The organism is Streptomyces sp. NPDC005263 (assembly GCF_042872365.1).
Classification (GTDB): Bacteria; Actinomycetota; Actinomycetes; order Streptomycetales; family Streptomycetaceae; genus Streptomyces.
Window position 1 is genome coordinate 17,928 of record NZ_JBIAKJ010000012.1, and the last position, 14,509, is coordinate 32,436.

General features: G+C 72.5%; 13 protein-coding genes and 1 tRNA gene. 4 read left to right on the plus strand and 10 right to left on the minus strand.

The window, feature by feature from the left end:
• Nucleotides 1-6: 6 nt before the first annotated feature.
• The 7 genes from ACFYRY_RS37650 to ACFYRY_RS37680 form a co-directional block, all read right to left on the minus strand.
• Complete coding sequence (locus ACFYRY_RS37650; RefSeq protein WP_389156325.1) at nt 7-744, minus strand: LPXTG cell wall anchor domain-containing protein; 738 nt, start codon at nt 742-744, stop codon at nt 7-9.
• A 136-nt stretch (nt 745-880) separates the two neighbouring features.
• Nucleotides 881-1,390, minus strand: coding sequence for a hypothetical protein (locus ACFYRY_RS37655; RefSeq protein WP_389156328.1), 510 nt, complete (start codon nt 1,388-1,390; stop codon nt 881-883).
• A 53-nt stretch (nt 1,391-1,443) separates the two neighbouring features.
• On the minus strand, nt 1,444-2,046 hold the full coding sequence (pth, locus tag ACFYRY_RS37660) for an aminoacyl-tRNA hydrolase (RefSeq protein ID WP_389156331.1): 603 nt from the start codon (nt 2,044-2,046) through the stop codon (nt 1,444-1,446).
• A gap of 70 nt (nt 2,047-2,116) precedes the next feature.
• Nucleotides 2,117-2,710 carry a 50S ribosomal protein L25/general stress protein Ctc gene (locus ACFYRY_RS37665; RefSeq protein ID WP_389156334.1) on the minus strand — a complete coding sequence of 198 codons (594 nt, stop codon included), beginning with the start codon at nt 2,708-2,710 and terminating at the stop codon, nt 2,117-2,119.
• A 195-nt stretch (nt 2,711-2,905) separates the two neighbouring features.
• Entirely contained in the window at nt 2,906-3,886 is a 981-nt protein-coding gene (locus ACFYRY_RS37670) for a ribose-phosphate diphosphokinase (protein ID WP_389156338.1), read from the minus strand.
• A 133-nt stretch (nt 3,887-4,019) separates the two neighbouring features.
• Nucleotides 4,020-5,468, minus strand: a complete 1,449-nt coding sequence (gene glmU, locus ACFYRY_RS37675; RefSeq protein ID WP_389156341.1) for a bifunctional UDP-N-acetylglucosamine diphosphorylase/glucosamine-1-phosphate N-acetyltransferase GlmU — start codon at nt 5,466-5,468, stop codon at nt 4,020-4,022.
• 112 nt (nt 5,469-5,580) lie between these two features.
• A tRNA-Gln gene (locus ACFYRY_RS37680) sits at nt 5,581-5,652 on the minus strand.
• 288 nt (nt 5,653-5,940) lie between these two features.
• Here ACFYRY_RS37680 and ACFYRY_RS37685 point away from each other — a divergent pair.
• Entirely contained in the window at nt 5,941-7,251 is a 1,311-nt protein-coding gene (locus ACFYRY_RS37685) for a sensor histidine kinase (RefSeq protein WP_389156343.1), read from the plus strand.
• A gap of 24 nt (nt 7,252-7,275) precedes the next feature.
• Here the strand turns inward: ACFYRY_RS37685 and ACFYRY_RS37690 are convergent, their stop codons facing one another.
• Both ACFYRY_RS37690 and ACFYRY_RS37695 read right to left on the minus strand, forming a co-directional pair.
• Nucleotides 7,276-7,770 (minus strand): SUKH-3 domain-containing protein, encoded by a 495-nt coding sequence (locus ACFYRY_RS37690; protein ID WP_389156696.1) that lies wholly within the window; start codon nt 7,768-7,770, stop codon nt 7,276-7,278.
• A 92-nt stretch (nt 7,771-7,862) separates the two neighbouring features.
• Complete coding sequence (locus ACFYRY_RS37695) at nt 7,863-8,327, minus strand: YwqJ-related putative deaminase (protein WP_389156699.1); 465 nt, start codon at nt 8,325-8,327, stop codon at nt 7,863-7,865.
• Between the two features lie 627 nt (nt 8,328-8,954).
• Here ACFYRY_RS37695 and ACFYRY_RS37700 point away from each other — a divergent pair.
• From ACFYRY_RS37700 to ACFYRY_RS37710, 3 genes are all read left to right on the plus strand, one after another.
• On the plus strand, nt 8,955-9,974 hold the full coding sequence (locus ACFYRY_RS37700) for an SMI1/KNR4 family protein (RefSeq protein WP_389156346.1): 1,020 nt from the start codon (nt 8,955-8,957) through the stop codon (nt 9,972-9,974).
• Between the two features lie 8 nt (nt 9,975-9,982).
• Complete coding sequence (locus ACFYRY_RS37705) at nt 9,983-12,877, plus strand: SUKH-4 family immunity protein (RefSeq protein WP_389156349.1); 2,895 nt, start codon at nt 9,983-9,985, stop codon at nt 12,875-12,877.
• Between the two features lie 231 nt (nt 12,878-13,108).
• Nucleotides 13,109-13,996, plus strand: coding sequence for a DivIVA domain-containing protein (locus ACFYRY_RS37710; RefSeq protein ID WP_389156352.1), 888 nt, complete (start codon nt 13,109-13,111; stop codon nt 13,994-13,996).
• Between the two features lie 14 nt (nt 13,997-14,010).
• Here the strand turns inward: ACFYRY_RS37710 and ACFYRY_RS37715 are convergent, their stop codons facing one another.
• On the minus strand, nt 14,011-14,499 hold the full coding sequence (locus tag ACFYRY_RS37715; protein WP_389156355.1) for a GNAT family N-acetyltransferase: 489 nt from the start codon (nt 14,497-14,499) through the stop codon (nt 14,011-14,013).
• Nucleotides 14,500-14,509 lie beyond the last annotated feature (10 nt).

A 14,509-nucleotide genomic window follows, 5' to 3' on the forward strand; every position in this document is an offset into this window, starting at 1 on the left:
GCGCGATCAGCTCCTGCGGCGACGGAACGCCAGGTACCCGCCCGCGGCGACCAGCGCGGCCGCGGCCCCCGACAGCAGGCCCACCGGGGCCCCGTTGCCGGTCTCGGCGAGGCCGCCGCCGGGGCCCTGGGCGGACGGGGAGGAGGAGGCCGACGGGTCTGTCGACTCACCGGCGGACGAGCTCGGGCTCGGCGACGCGGACGGGTTCGCCGACTCGCTCGCCGAGGAGCTCGGGGAGGAACTCGGTGAGGAGCTCGGGGAGGTGCTCGCCGACGAGCTCGGCGAGGCCGACTCGGACGGCGTCGAACCGCCGCCCCCGTCGTCGCCCTCGCAGTCCGTCCAGAACACCTTGTGCTTGGCGGCGCCGTTCTCGCCGTCGAAGTTCCAGAACAGCTTGTAGTGCCCGTCGGGCAGTGCCATGTCGTCGGTGCGGCCGTGGCCGTCGGGGTCCAGCGCGATCTCGCCGGACTTCACGGTCTCGCCCTTGACGTCGGCCGTCGGGGCCCAGGCCTCGATGTGCCAGTCGACCTCCTGGACCGCGTCGAAGCCGAAGGCGTCGAGGTAGAAGGTGCAGACGTGGGGCTCGTTCCTGGGGAGCTCCTCGCCGGTGGTGGCGTCGTGGATCTTCACGGTGCCGTTGTCGCCGGGGACGGCGGAAAGAGGTGTGGCGTGCGCGAGGGGGGCGGCCAGGAGGGCCGCCGTCGCTGCGGCGGACAGGAGGCCGACGCGGCTGAGGATACGCATGGGGCAGTTCCATCTTCGAGATGCGAAAGGGAAGATGTGGAGGGTGTCGCTCAGCTTCCGGCCGGGACTGACCACAGGTCAATCACGAAGCGGGAACGAATGGTTCGGCCACCGAGGTCGAGACCCCCGAAGCGTCTCAGACCACCACAAAAGTAGCCGTGAGCAGCGCGACCCCCGACCCCGCCATCACCCAGGCCATCCGCGTCCGTCGCAACCCGCCCGCGACCACCACCGACGCCAGCAGCAGCGCCCCGCCCATCGGCACCCACGCGTAAAGGATCCCGGCGGGACCGGAACGCACCACGTCGTCACTGCCGGGCTTGACCACCACGTCGTACGTCCGGCCCTTCCGCACGGCGACCGTGTGCTCGATGACCACGCTCTTGCGGGCCGTCGAACCGACCGACACCGGCGTGTACGGGCCGGTGCAGGTGTCCGCACCGCAGCGCGTCACCTGGATCGTGCCCCGCTCCCGCCCCTTGGTGAGCATCACGTGCTGGGCGGAGCCCCAGGACGCCCACACCCCCGCGATCAGGATCAGTGCGGCGACCGTACCCATCGCCGCGAGCCGCCCGAACCGCAGCGCGACGCCCGAGGCCCGGCGGGACGGGGTGGCTGAGGCACGCGACGACATGGCCGGGATCATTGGCCATGGTCCTGCGCCCGGTCAACTCCAGCGGGGCCCGGTGGGCGGACAAGTCAGGAGTTGTACGTGCTTTGCGCCCGCTCCAACCCCTCGATCACCAGCGCCTCCACGGCGTCCGAGGCCCGGTCCACGAAGTAGTCCAGCTCCTTGCGCTCCGCCCCCGAGAAGTCCTTCAGCACGAAGTCCGCGACCTGCATACGACCCGGAGGCCGGCCGATCCCGAAGCGCACCCGGTGGTACTCCGCGCCCATCACCTTCGTCATCGACTTCAGCCCGTTGTGCCCGTTGTCCCCGCCGCCCAGCTTCAGCCGCAGCGTGCCGTAGTCGATGTCCAGTTCGTCGTGCACGGCCACGATGTTGGCCACCGGCACCTTGTAGAAGTCCTTCAGCGCGTTCACCGGCCCGCCCGACAGGTTCATGAACGACATGGGCTTCGCCAGCACCACCCGCCGGTTCGCCGGTCCGGGCGGCCCGATCCGCCCCTCGACGACCTGTGCCTGTGCCTTGCCGGCCCGCTTGAACCGGCCCCCCATCCGCTCCGCGAGCAGATCGGCGACCATGAAACCGACGTTGTGCCGGTTCGCCGCGTACTCCGGCCCCGGATTGCCCAGCCCCACGATCAGCCAGGGCGCGTTGGCATCGGTCGTCACGTCCATGTCTCCCTTGATACGCGCCAGCCGCCGTCCCCGTCGGGAACAGCGGCTGACGAAACGACGAAGGTGAGGATCAGGCCTCGGCGGCCTCGTCGCCCTCGGCCTCGTCCTCGGTGACCTCCTCGGCCTGCGCGGCCAGGACCTGCAGGACGACGGTGTCGTCGTCGACGCCCAGCTTGGTGCCCGAGGGCAGCGGGATGTCCTTGGCGAGGATGGAGTCACCGGCGGTCAGGCCCTCGATGGAGACCGTGACCGACTCGGGGATGTGGGTGGCCTCGGCCTCGACCGGAAGCGCGTTCAGGACGTGCTCCAGCAGGTTGCCGCCCGGGGCCAGCTCGCCCTCGGTGTGCACGTAGATCTCGACGTTGACCTTCTCGCCACGCGTGACCAGCTGCAGGTCGACGTGCTCCAGGAAGCCCTTGATCGGGTCACGCTGCACGGACTTCGGGATCGCCAGCTCGTTGGTCTTGCCGTCGATGTCCAGGGCGATCAGGACGTTCGGCGTACGCAGCGCGAGCAGCAGGTCGTGGCCGGGAAGCGTGAGGTGGATCGGGTCGGAACCGTGACCGTACAGAACGCCGGGAACCTTGCTGTCGCGACGGATGCGGCGGGCGGCACCCTTGCCGAACTCGGTGCGGGTCGCGGCGGCGATCTTGACCTCGGACATGTGGATCACTCCTCGTGAAACTAGGACGGACGTGGTCACCCGGCCACGAACGGCCTGCTACGAAGAGCGCGTCGATAACGGACAGCCACCACCTGCGCGAACAGGTACGGCCTCCCTCGCCGAGCAACTTCGGCAGTCTACTCGGAGGGGGAGGCCGTACCCAAAAGGATCTTCGCCGCGGTACCGCCGCGGTCTCTACTGCTCGTCGAACAGGCTCGTCACCGAGCCGTCCTCGAACACCTCACGCACCGCGCTCGCGATCGTCGGCGCGATCGACAGCACCGTGATCTTGTCCAGGTCACTGCTCAACTCGCCCGGAGTGGGCAGCGTGTTGGTGAAGACGAACTCACTCACCCGGGAGTTCTTCAGCCGGTCCGCGGCCGGACCGGAGAGCACACCGTGGGTGGCCGTCACTATGACGTCCTCGGCACCGTGCGCGAACAGGGCGTCCGCGGCGGCGCAGATCGTGCCGCCGGTGTCGATCATGTCGTCGACCAGCACACACACCCGGCCCTTGACCTCACCCACGACCTCGTGGACGGTCACCTGGTTCGCCACGTCCTTGTCGCGCCGCTTGTGCACGATGGCGAGCGGCGCGCCCAGCCGGTCGCACCAGCGGTCGGCGACCCGCACCCGTCCGGCGTCCGGGGACACGACGGTCAGCTTGTCCCGGTCCACCTTCGTGCCCACGTAGTCCGCGAGGAGCGGCAGAGCGAAGAGGTGGTCGACGGGCCCGTCGAAGAACCCCTGGATCTGGTCGGTGTGCAGGTCCACGGTCAGGATCCGGTCGGCCCCGGCCGTCTTCATCAGATCCGCGACCAGACGCGCCGAGATCGGTTCACGCCCGCGGTGCTTCTTGTCCTGCCGCGCGTAACCGTAGAACGGCACGATGACGGTGATGGAGCGGGCCGAGGCCCGCTTCAGCGCGTCGATCATGATCAACTGCTCCATGATCCACTGGTTGATCGGAGCCGTGTGGCTCTGGATCACAAAGCAGTCCGCACCACGAGCCGACTCCTGGTAACGAACGTAGATCTCACCGTTCGCGAAGTCGAAGGCCTTGGTCGGGACGACCCCGACACCCAGCTGCTGGGCGACCTCCTCGGCAAGCTCGGGGTGGGCGCGGCCGGAGAAGAACATCATCTTCTTCTCGCCGGTCGTCTTGATCCCGGTCACAGCACTGTCTCCTCAGAGGTTTCTCAGCGGGTACCGGACGGCCGTCTCAGCTGGCTGCGAGAGACCGTCTCCGGTGGTGGGGTGCGGGTGTGCACCTATCACGGTACGCCGTGCCCGGCGCGTCCGTTTCCGGTCAGTCTTCGCTTTCTTCCTGACGGGATGTGGCCTCGGCCGCCTTCGCCGCCGCGCTTCCCGGACGCTTACGGGCCACCCAGCCCTCGATATTCCGCTGCTGACCGCGGGCCACGGCCAGCGAACCGGGCGGCACGTCCTTCGTGATCACGGACCCGGCGGCGGTGTAGGCACCGTCCCCGACCGTGACGGGAGCCACAAACATGTTGTCCGAACCGGTACGGCAGTGCGAGCCGACCGTCGTGTGGTGCTTGTCCTGGCCGTCGTAGTTCACGAACACGCTCGCCGCACCGATGTTGGTGTGCTCACCGATCGTCGCGTCACCGACGTAGGACAGGTGCGGGACCTTCGTCCCCTCGCCGATCGAGGCGTTCTTGGTCTCCACGTACGTGCCGACCTTGGACTTCGGTCCGAGCCGGGTGCCGGGACGCAGGTAGGCGAACGGCCCCACGGTCGCCTGCGGACCGACCTCCGCGCTGTCCGCCACGGTGTTGTCGACCCGGGCACCGGCCCCCACCCGGGTGTCGGTGAGCCGGCTGTTGGGGCCGACCACGGCGCCCTCGCCGAGATGCGTGGACCCGTGCAGCTGCGTCCCCGGCTGGACGGTGGCGTCCTGCTCGAAGGTGACGGTGACGTCGACCCACGTCGTCGCGGGGTCGACGACGGTGACGCCGGCGAGCATCGCACGGGTCAGCAACCGGTCGTTCAGGATCCGCCGCGCCTCGGACAGCTGTACGCGGTTGTTGATCCCGGCGATCTCACGGTGGTCGGCGGCCACCGAGGCGCCGACCCGGTGACCGGCCTCGCGCAGAATCCCCAGGACGTCCGTCAGGTACTCCTCGCCCTGCGAGTTGTCCGTACGCACCTTCCCGAGCGCGTCGGCGAGCAACGGCCCGTCGAACGCGAACACACCCGAGTTGATCTCCCGGATCGCGCGCTGCTCCTCGGACGCGTCCTTGTGTTCGACGATCGCGGTGACCGGCCCCGACGCCCCCTCCCGCACGATCCGGCCGTACCCGGTGGCGTCCGGCACCTCGGCCGTCAGCACGGTGACGGCGTTGCCGTCGGCGGAGTGGGTCGCGGCGAGCCGCTGGAGCGTCTCGCCGGTCAGCAGGGGGGTGTCTCCACAGACGACGACCACGGTCCCGTCCACCGAGCCGCCCAGCTCGTCGAGGGCCATCCGCACGGCGTGCCCGGTGCCGTTCTGCTGCGCCTGTACGGCCGTACGGACCTCGGTGTCGACCTCGGCGAGGTGCGCGGTGACCTTCTCGCGGGCGTGGCCCACGACCACGACCAGGTTCTCCGGCTGCAACTCGCGGGCGGCGGCCAGCACATGGCCCACGAGGGAACGGCCACAGATGTCGTGCAGGACCTTCGGTGTGGCCGACTTCATACGGGTGCCCTCACCCGCTGCGAGAACGACGACGGCTGCCGGGCGAATGGCGCTCACGGGGTTGCCCTTCGGCTTCTGGGGTGGGGTTGGTCATCCGCAGGATACCGGGGCGTTTCGTAGAAGATATGAGGAAGGGCCCTGACGCTGTCAGGGCCCGGACCGGCCGTTGCTCCCCCGCCAGGACTCGAACCCGGACAGATGGCACCAAAAGCCACAGTGCTGCCAATTACACCACGGGGGAATGACGCTCGACCGAACCGCGCACCGGCGAGATCGTCGAGTCGGCACCCAACACTATGCCGTACCGAGAGCCTTCCGTGCGACGGTGCACCCTCCACGCGACGCTCCATGTCGATACGCGTCGATGCGCCGGGTAGCGGAATCCGATCTTCCAGGGTCGAACGGTGATCGAATCAGCAGTTCGAGGGATAGCGGGCGGATTCGTCGCCGGTCGGTCACGGAGTGTGGTGCGGGTCAGTCACGGAAACTCACCGGAAAAGGGGCGCCCGGCGACCGTAGGCTGGAGGGCATGACCACGACGGGGGAACTGCACGCGGCGGCCGAGAAAGGGCCGCCGTGGTGGTGGGTGAGGTGGCGCAGCGCGGTGCTGGACGTGGGTCTGGCACTGGTGTCCGCGGTGGAGTGTGCCGTGGAGGGCATTCCGTTCGCGCGGGACGCGGGGATCCCGTTGCCGGTGGGGATCGTGTTCGGGCTGCTGGCCGGCTCGGTGCTGGTGCTGCGGCGCCGGTGGCCGATCGCGGTCGTGCTGGTGTCGATCGCGATCACTCCCGCCCAGATGGGCTTCCTGATGGGCATCGTCGGCCTGTACACGCTGGCCGCGTCGGAGCTGCCGCGCCGGATCATCGGCTCGCTTGCGGGCATGTCGCTGCTGGGCACGCTGATCGTGACGTTCGTGCGAGTGCGGCAGGACATGGCCCGGGGTGACCTGACGATAGGGGACTGGTTCGTCCCCTTCGCGTCGATCACGACCTCGCTGGGGCTGACCGCGCCGCCGCTGCTGCTTGGCCTGTACGTGGGGGCCCGGCGCCGGTTGATGGAGAGCTTGCGGGAGCGCGCGGACAGTCTGGAGCGGGAGCTCCAGTTGCTCGCGGAGCGGGCCGAGGAGCGGGCCGAGTGGGCGCGGGGCGAGGAGCGGACCCGGATCGCGCGGGAGATGCATGACGTCGTCGCGCACCGGGTGAGCCTGATGGTGGTGCACGCGGCCGCGCTCCAGGCGGTCGCCCGCAAGGACCCCGAGAAGGCCGTGAAGAACGCGGCGCTCGTGGGCGACATGGGACGCCAGGCGCTGACCGAGCTGCGGGAGATGCTCGGTGTGCTGCGCAGCGGCGCGCCGACGCCGCGTGAGGGGGTGCCGTTGGCGGCGGTGGGGGCGGCGGCCGCGGCGGCGGCCTCACGGGCCGCGGACGACGAGAGCGCGGCGGACGGGCCGTGGCTGGCGGATCTGGATGTGCTGGTGGGGCAGTCGGCGGCCGCGGGGATGGTCGTCGAGCTGTCGGTGGACGGGGACTCGCGGGAGTACGCGGCGGAGATCGAGCAGACGGCGTTCCGGGTGGTGCAGGAGGCGTTGACGAACGTCCACAAGCACGCGGCGGGGGCGAAGACGCACGTACGGCTGGCTCACCGGGTGGCGGAGATCGCGATGCAGGTCGAGAACGACCCCCCGGACGAGGTGGCCGCCGCGGCCGCCGCGCGGTTGCCGTCGGGGGGCAACGGGCTGGTGGGCATGCGGGAGCGGGTTCTCGCGCTGGGCGGGGTGTTCGTGTCCGGTCCGACGGACGCGGGGGGTTTCCGGGTGTCGGCGGTGATTCCGGCTTCCTGACGCCGGGAGCCGGGGCGCGGCTGGTCAGCTCGTGGTGAGGCGGGTCGGTTCGATGCCCGAGACGAGCGTGGCGAGGGCGTGGTCGAGGTCGGCCCCCAGGTACCAGTCGCCGGTGTGGTCGAGGGCGTAGACCCGGCCTTCGGTGTCGATGGCGAGGAGGGCCTGGCTGTCGGTCTCGGCGCCGAGGGGGCAGACCTCGGTGCCGAGCGCGCGCCCGAGGTCGGCGAGGGTACGGGCCAGGTGGAGGCCGTGCAGGGGATCGAAGTGGAGAGCGACCGGGGCGACCTGACGGCCGGAGCCGGTCGGGGCGAGGTGCAGACCGCCGAACTCGGCCCAGGCCTCGACGGCGGCGGGGAAGACGGCGTGCCGGTGCCCGGCGGGCGAGGCGTGTTCACGCAGGGTGTCGGCCCAGATCTCGGCCTGCTTTATGTCCCAGCGCCCCGGCTGCCAGCCGGCGGCCCGCAGGGTGGCGTCGACGGGTACGGCGAAGCGCGTGGTGGAGGTGCGGTCGGGGTGCATCTGCCCTTCGTTCGTCAAGGCGCCTTGCCGTAGTACGTGCCGATGTACGTGTGGCGGTGCACGGGGATGTACGTGACGGGTGGGTGAGCGGCTCAGTCACCCGCCTGCGTGGAGTCCACGACACGGATGCCGAAGTGGGCGCTGAGCGCCGTGCAGGCCCGGCAGGGGGCCGCGAAACTGCCGTGCAGCGGGTCGCCGTCCTCGCGGATGCGCCGGGTGGTGAGTTTCGCCTGCTTGAGAGCCTTGCGGGCCTCGCCGTTGGTCATCGGCTTGCGGGCGGCTCGCTTGCTGCGGGCGGCGTCGACGGCGGCGATGTGCCGGGACAGCAGCATGGCCTCGGCGCAGCGGCCGGTGAAGCGGTCCCGCTGTGCGCTCGGGAGGGTGTCGAGGAAGTCCTGGACCAGGGGGTGCAGGGCGGGCGGCTGGTCGCCGCGGGCGGCGGTGCCGGTCAGGGTGACGCCGCGGACGGAGAGGGCGGCGGCGACGGTGGGGAGTATGCCGTCGCGACGGTGCCGCAGGGCGGGGGCGTGCGGGGTCTCGGTGCTGCTCCAGCCGATTCTGGGGTCTCCGGACGGGCCGAACGGCGGGCCGTTGTGCGGGCCGTTGTGCGGTCTGGGCTGCGATCCGGGCTCCGCTCCCGGCTGCGGCACGGCCGGTGATCCGGTCTGCTGTCCGGTCTGCGGCCCGGGCTGTGATTCGGTCTGGGATCCGGTGTGGGGCCCCGTCGGGGCTCCCGGGTGCTGGCCCGCTTGCGTGCTGGTCCGTGGGTCTGCGGACGTGCCTGGTCGCGGTCCTGGGTGCGGTCCCGTCTGCGTAGCGTTCATGATCGTCATCCCCTCCCGGGCAGGCCCCGGCTGACACAGACTGCCAAATGGCGTGGCTGGTGCGGAAGCTGGGGCGGCGCGACACGCCCGTGTTCGGGCGTGCCGTCACAGCAGGGTGACGGCTGGTCACGGAAGTGGAGGGCCCTGGCCGGTGCCCGGTGACCGGTCTTGCCGTACCGCATAGGCTGTCGGCACCGCGATCCACGCGGTCAACGCGTGGACGGACGTGGAGAGAGTCGGGGCGGGCGTCGAGACAGGGGTCGAGACGGACGTCGTGACGGACGAGACAGTCGATACGGGGCGTAGTGGCGGAATGCCGACCACTACGGGTCGTACAGAATGCCGCAGGGGGCAACCGCCATGACGACAGGTCGGCTCGGGCTGGGGGCACCTCCCGGCCGCCAGGCCGGGGGACAAGCCGCGCCGCCGAACGCGGCCTACGCCGGGCAGGTCGTGCACTTCCCGGATCCGGTCCGGGCGGCCCGTCACCCCAGAGGGGTACGGATCGACGAGCGCGGCTACCCCGACTTCTCCGCCTACGCGCGGGCGGCGGTGGACATCGCCGAGCCGCCGGCCGGCTTCGGCGTCGACGAACTGCGGCTGACGGACTACGTGTCGGCGAACGCCGCGCTGTCGGCGACCGGGCACGAACTGTGGGACACGGTGCCCGCGGTGGCCACGCCGCACGGCTGGACGTGGCACCACGTGGTCGGCGGCCGGCGGCTGGAGTTGGTTCCGGTCGAGGTCAAGGCGCTGCTGCGGCACCACGGTGGCATCGCCACGGCGGCGGTCGCCCAGGACAAGCGCGGCACCAGGCCGCTGCAGGAGACGCGCCCCGCGCACGTCCGGCTGCCGAAGTCGGGGGTGGCGGTGACGGAGGCACAGGTGCAGGGCGTCGAGGAGGACCTCGGCTACCGGCTGCCGGGTGCGTACCGGGCGTTCCTGAAGGCGGCGGGCGGCTGCGCGCCGGTCGGCGCGGCGCTGGACGCGGAACTGGGACTGCTGGTGGACCAGCCGTTCTTCACGGTGCGCGACGAGGCGGCGGTCAATGACCTCGTGTACGTCAACAAGTGCCTGCGGGACCATCTGACCAAGGACTACCTGGGCGTCGGGTTCGTGCAGGGCGGTCTGCTGGCCGTGAAGGTGAAGGGCGACCGGATCGGCACAGTGTGGTTCTGCGCGTACGACGACGCGCGGGACGTGGACCCGGGGCTGCCGCCGGCCGAGCGGGTGGAGCGGCTGTTGCTGCCGTGCGGTGAGGACTTCGACGTCTTCCTGGCGCGACTGGCGGGCAACCCGCCCGAGTTGGAGACCGTGGCGAACCTGATGGTGGACGGCGGGTTCGCGCGGTCCGTTCCCGTCTCTTCCGTGGGGGAGTGAGCTCAGCGATGGTGACGTTCGCGCAGGCGCAGGAGCGCGCGGAAGAGTGGATCAACGGGGATGTGCCGTCGTACCAGCAGCGTGAGGTGCGGGTACGGGAGTTCGAGCGCGGCTTCGTGGTGTGGGCCGAGGACCGCGCGGACGGGCCCCGCGGCGACGGCGGCAGGCAACGGCTGGTGATCGCGCGGGACAGCGGGGAGGCCACGCTGTGGCCCTCGCTGCCCGTGGGTGAGGTGATCCGTCGCTACGAGGAGGAGTACGGCCGTCCCGACCCGGCGGACCAGCAGGCGCCGGCGCCCGCGGCCCGGGTGGACCTGAACCAGACGTCCTTCCTGCTGAGTCCGCCGGAGTGGTTGCAGGAGGCGGCGGACAAGCTGGGGATTCCGGATCAGCGGGGGGCGGGGGCGTCTGGGTCTGCGTCTGCGTCTGCGTCTGGGTCCGCGTCGGCGGGTGCGGGCGCGGAGCCGGGTTCTGCTTCCGGTTCAGCTTCGGTCGGTGGGGCGGGGGAGCTTGCCCGGACGCAGGCCGGGCCCGGAGGTGTGGGTGCCGCGGCCGCGGCGGGTTCCGGTGCCTCCGGGGCTTCCGGCGGGCCCGCCGAGGCGCCGGCTGTGCCGCCCGGGGCGACGCCGTGGGCCGGGACGGACACGAACGCGGATGCCGGCGAGGACCGTTCGGTACCGCTGCCGGCGACGGTGTTCGCGCCGCCGCTGAGCGGTTCCGACGACGCGGCCCAGCCGCCCGCGGCGCCGCCGGACGCCCAGACGGCACTGATGTCGGGCGGCAGCGGACTCCCGAGGACGGCGGAAGCGCCGGCGGTGGACGACCCGAACGCGTCGGGGGCGGGGACATCGGGTGCGCCCGGGGTTCCGGATGGATCTTCCTACGGGTATCCGCAGGGGCCTGGTGGTGCCGGGATGGCCGGTACCCAGCCGCCCGCGCCGCCGTCGGTCGCTCCCGGTGGGCCCGCGTACGGGTATCCGCAGGGGGCCGACGGTGGGGCACCGCAGCCTCCCGCCCCGCAGCCGCCCGCCCCGCAGCCTCCCGCCCCGGGCGCCGTTGCGCCGGGACGGCCGCTCGCTCCGAACGCCGGGGACATCGCCGACGCCGCCACGAGCAAGGCGGAGCCTCCGATGCGGCGGGCGCGCGGTGCGGGCGCGAACCCGCCGCCTCCGCCGGGCGCCCCAGGTACGCCGGGGGCGCGACCTGCGGGTCCGGCGGGTCCGGCGGCGGGCGGGTATGTGCCTACGCAACTCGTGTCGGCGCTCGGTCCTGACGGTCCCGACGGTCCCGAGGGGCCGCCCGCCGCAGGGCCGGGGGCTCCCCCGGTACCTCCCGCTCCGGGCGCGCCGGGGGCTCCCGGTGCTCCGGGGGCGCCCGGCGGGACGCCTCCCGGCGGTGTCCACCAGGCCGCCACGATGCTCGCCGACCCGAGCCGGACCGGCCCCGGCGCGGGCGCGCCGCCCGGTGCGCCCCACCCGCCCGGTGCTCCGGGCGCCCCTGGCGCGCCGCAGCCTCCCGGGGCGCCCGGCGCGCCCCAGCACCCGGGTGCCCCCGCTGCCCAGGGCTCATCCGGAGGCCCGCGCGGGGCTGTGCACCACGCGGAGACCGTGCTGTCCGGGCCCCCGGCAGGCGCACCCGGCGCACCCCCGCCACCGCCTCCCGGTGCTCCCGGCGGCCCGGGTGCCCCGGGCATGGCACCGCCCGGCGTCTCCCAGCCGATGCCGCCGGGCGCGCCCCAGCCGATGCCGCCCGGCGCGATGCCGCCGCCGGGTGCGATGCCACCGCCTCCGCCGCCGGGCGCCATGCCGCCGCCGGGTGCGATGCCGCCGCCGCCCCCGCCGGGCGCCATGCCGCCTCCGCCGCCCGGCGCAATGCCGCCGCCCCCGCCGGGGGCCGGGCAGCAGGCGTACGGCTATCCGCCGCAGGGGCAGCCGACGGTCGGGCCCGGGTACCAGGCCGTTCTGCGCTACCGCGCGCAGGACGGTTCCGAGCAGCAGCTGATCCGGCGTTCGGCGCCGGGGACACCGCACCCGGAGTGGCAGATCTTCCACGAGCTGCGGGCCATGAACGTGCCGCCGGACCAGGTACTGGAGCTGCACACGGAGTTGGAGTCGTGCGAGCTGCCGGGTGCGTACTGCGCGCGGATGATCCGGGAGCAGTGGCCGCAGGCCCGGCTCGCGAGCATCGCCCCGTACGGCACGGATCACGCGAGCCGACAGCAGGGCATGCGGCAACTGATCGCGCACCAGGGCGAGTTGCACCAGGTGGCCGACGGTCCCGCCCGTCCCGCTCCGGTTCGCGCCGCGCTGCCGCAGGTGCAGCCGGCGCCGCCGATTCCGCCGGAGGGCGTGGCGCAGGAGCTGGCCGGGGCGTTCGGGCCGGGGCTGTTCCGGTTCGAGCAGGGCGCGGTGTCCCGGCAGGGTGTGCCGCCGGTGGTGGCGCACTCGCTGGTGGTGGCGGGCCTGCCGACGGACATGGGACCGTTCTTCTGGGCGCAGGCCCAGCCGGGCCGGCCGGTGCCGACGCTGGCGGAGTTGGCGGCCGAGCGCGGGGTGCAGCCGTCCGCGGACGCGGGCTCGTACCTCGTCATGGGCAGTGACTTCGGCAAGGCGATCTGCGTGCAGTACGGCACGGCGAACATCGTGGCCGTGCCCGTGGAGGCGGGGCCGGGCGGCGCTCCCGTACCGCCGCAGTTCGTGAACACGGGGCTGCCGGAGTTCCAGCGGTGCCTGGCGCTGCTGGGGCGGATGTGGCGGCTCAGGTTCGGGCTGAACCAGGAGCAGGCGGGCCGGTGGAGCGTGGACTTCCAGGCCCAGTTGGCCTCCCTCGATCCGGCGGCGCTCGGTTCGCCGGAGAGCTGGTGGTCCGTGCTGCTGGAGCAGATGTGGGACGGACTGCTGTGACGCGACGACGCTGACGCGCACCGCGTCGGGAGAGGGCCGGACCCGGTCGAGTGACCGGGTCCGGCCCTTTTGTGTGCGCGCCTGCCGACCGTGTGCGCACCTGTCGCTCATGTGTGCGGTGTGCGGCCGTAACCCGCCCTCGGAGTGTCGCGTTATGAACACTTACGTCCGATATATCAAGATGTGCGCGAAATCATCATGTCGCATCCGTTCGGCGGAGAGGGGTCCAGGATGAGCAGCGCATCGGTCTCGGCACGGGGGTTCGTGGCCGGACGAGGGCGCGGCTACCGTCCCGAGCAGGTCGACGCGTACGCCGATGCCCTCTCCCGGGACCGGGACGCGGCCTGGGAACGCGCCGCCCGGCTGACCGTGCTCGCCAAGCAGATGGAGGCGCAGGTGGCCGAGCTGCGGGAGACCGTGGCGGCGCTCGCCCCGCAGACCTACGAGACGCTCGGTGAGAACGCGCGGCGGCTCTTCGAACTCGGGCAGGAGCAGGCCGCGGCGTTGCGGGAGGGCGCGCGGCAGGAGGCGCGGCGCCTGGTGGAGGAGGCGCGGGCGCGGGTGGACGGCGTGCGCGAGGCCGCGCAGGCGCAGGCCGACTCCGTACGCGCCGAGGCCGAGGAACGCGCCCGGCAACGGCTGCTGGCGGCGCGCGCCGCGGCTGAGGAGATCTGGACCGGCGCCCGGCGTGAAGTGAAGGAGGAGCGCGCGGAGGCGCTGTCCGCGGTGCGGGAGCTGCGGCAGCGCACCGACGGGTTGCTCGGCGAACAGGAGAAGGAGCACGCCCGGCGGTGGGCCGACGCCGAGCGGGAGGCCGCGGAGCAGTTGGCCGCGCTGGCGGCCCGGACCGTGGAGCGGGGGGCGCGGGCCGAGGCCGCGCTGTCCGAGGCGAAGCAGGCGTACGCCGACGCGGAGCTGTTGGCGCGACGGCTGCCGGACGAGGCGCGGGCGCGGGCGACCGAGGTGATCGCGGAGGCCCGGGTGCTGGAGGAGCGGATCGCCCGGGAGACGGAACAGGTGCTGCGCGACCACGGCGACCGGTGGGACGAGCTGCGGACGGAGATGGACCACGTACGCAACAGCCTGACGGCGCTCACGGGGCGGGCCGCGCTGGAGTGAGGGGGCCGAGGGAGTCAGTCGGTGAGTCCGGTGCGCAGGTAGCGGACGCCCGGGCGGCCGTTGAGGGTGATCGGCCCGGTCTCGGTGAACCCGTTGCGCTCCAGGACGGTGCGCGACGCCGGGTTGTCGAGGGTGGCCCGCGCGGTGAGGGAGACCAGGCCGTACGCCGTCCCCGCCAGCCGGCACACGTCCCGGACGGCCGCCGTCGCGACCCCGTGCCCCGCCGCCGACTCGCCGACGCGGTAACCGAGTTCGGCGCATCCGGCGGCCACGTCCACCAGGTTGACCCGGCCGACCAACTCGCCGTCCTCGTCCACCAGGACGTGGAAGTGGCAGAGCCCGGCGTCCTGTTCGGCGAGGAGGGCCTTGTGCCGGGCGGCGAACTCCTCGAAGTACGCGTCCCCGCGATCCGGGATGGACCGTGCGAAGTAGCCGCGGTTGGCCCGCTCGAAGGCGAGCAGCGCGTCCGCGTGATCGGCCCGCAGGCGTTCCAGGTTCGGCATGGGGGTCAGG

Coding starts and splice junctions, on each gene's coding strand:
- ACFYRY_RS37665 (WP_389156334.1), bottom strand. CDS start 2,710: ATGTCCGAGGTCAAGATCGCCGCCGCGACCCGCACCGAGTTCGGCAAG.
- ACFYRY_RS37685 (WP_389156343.1), top strand. CDS start 5,941: ATGACCACGACGGGGGAACTGCACGCGGCGGCCGAGAAAGGGCCGCCG.
- ACFYRY_RS37715 (WP_389156355.1), bottom strand. CDS start 14,499: ATGCCGAACCTGGAACGCCTGCGGGCCGATCACGCGGACGCGCTGCTC.
- ACFYRY_RS37655 (WP_389156328.1), bottom strand. CDS start 1,390: ATGATCCCGGCCATGTCGTCGCGTGCCTCAGCCACCCCGTCCCGCCGG.
- pth (WP_389156331.1), bottom strand. CDS start 2,046: ATGGACGTGACGACCGATGCCAACGCGCCCTGGCTGATCGTGGGGCTG.
- ACFYRY_RS37705 (WP_389156349.1), top strand. CDS start 9,983: ATGGTGACGTTCGCGCAGGCGCAGGAGCGCGCGGAAGAGTGGATCAAC.
- ACFYRY_RS37710 (WP_389156352.1), top strand. CDS start 13,109: ATGAGCAGCGCATCGGTCTCGGCACGGGGGTTCGTGGCCGGACGAGGG.
- ACFYRY_RS37650 (WP_389156325.1), bottom strand. CDS start 744: ATGCGTATCCTCAGCCGCGTCGGCCTCCTGTCCGCCGCAGCGACGGCG.
- ACFYRY_RS37690 (WP_389156696.1), bottom strand. CDS start 7,770: ATGCACCCCGACCGCACCTCCACCACGCGCTTCGCCGTACCCGTCGAC.
- ACFYRY_RS37700 (WP_389156346.1), top strand. CDS start 8,955: ATGACGACAGGTCGGCTCGGGCTGGGGGCACCTCCCGGCCGCCAGGCC.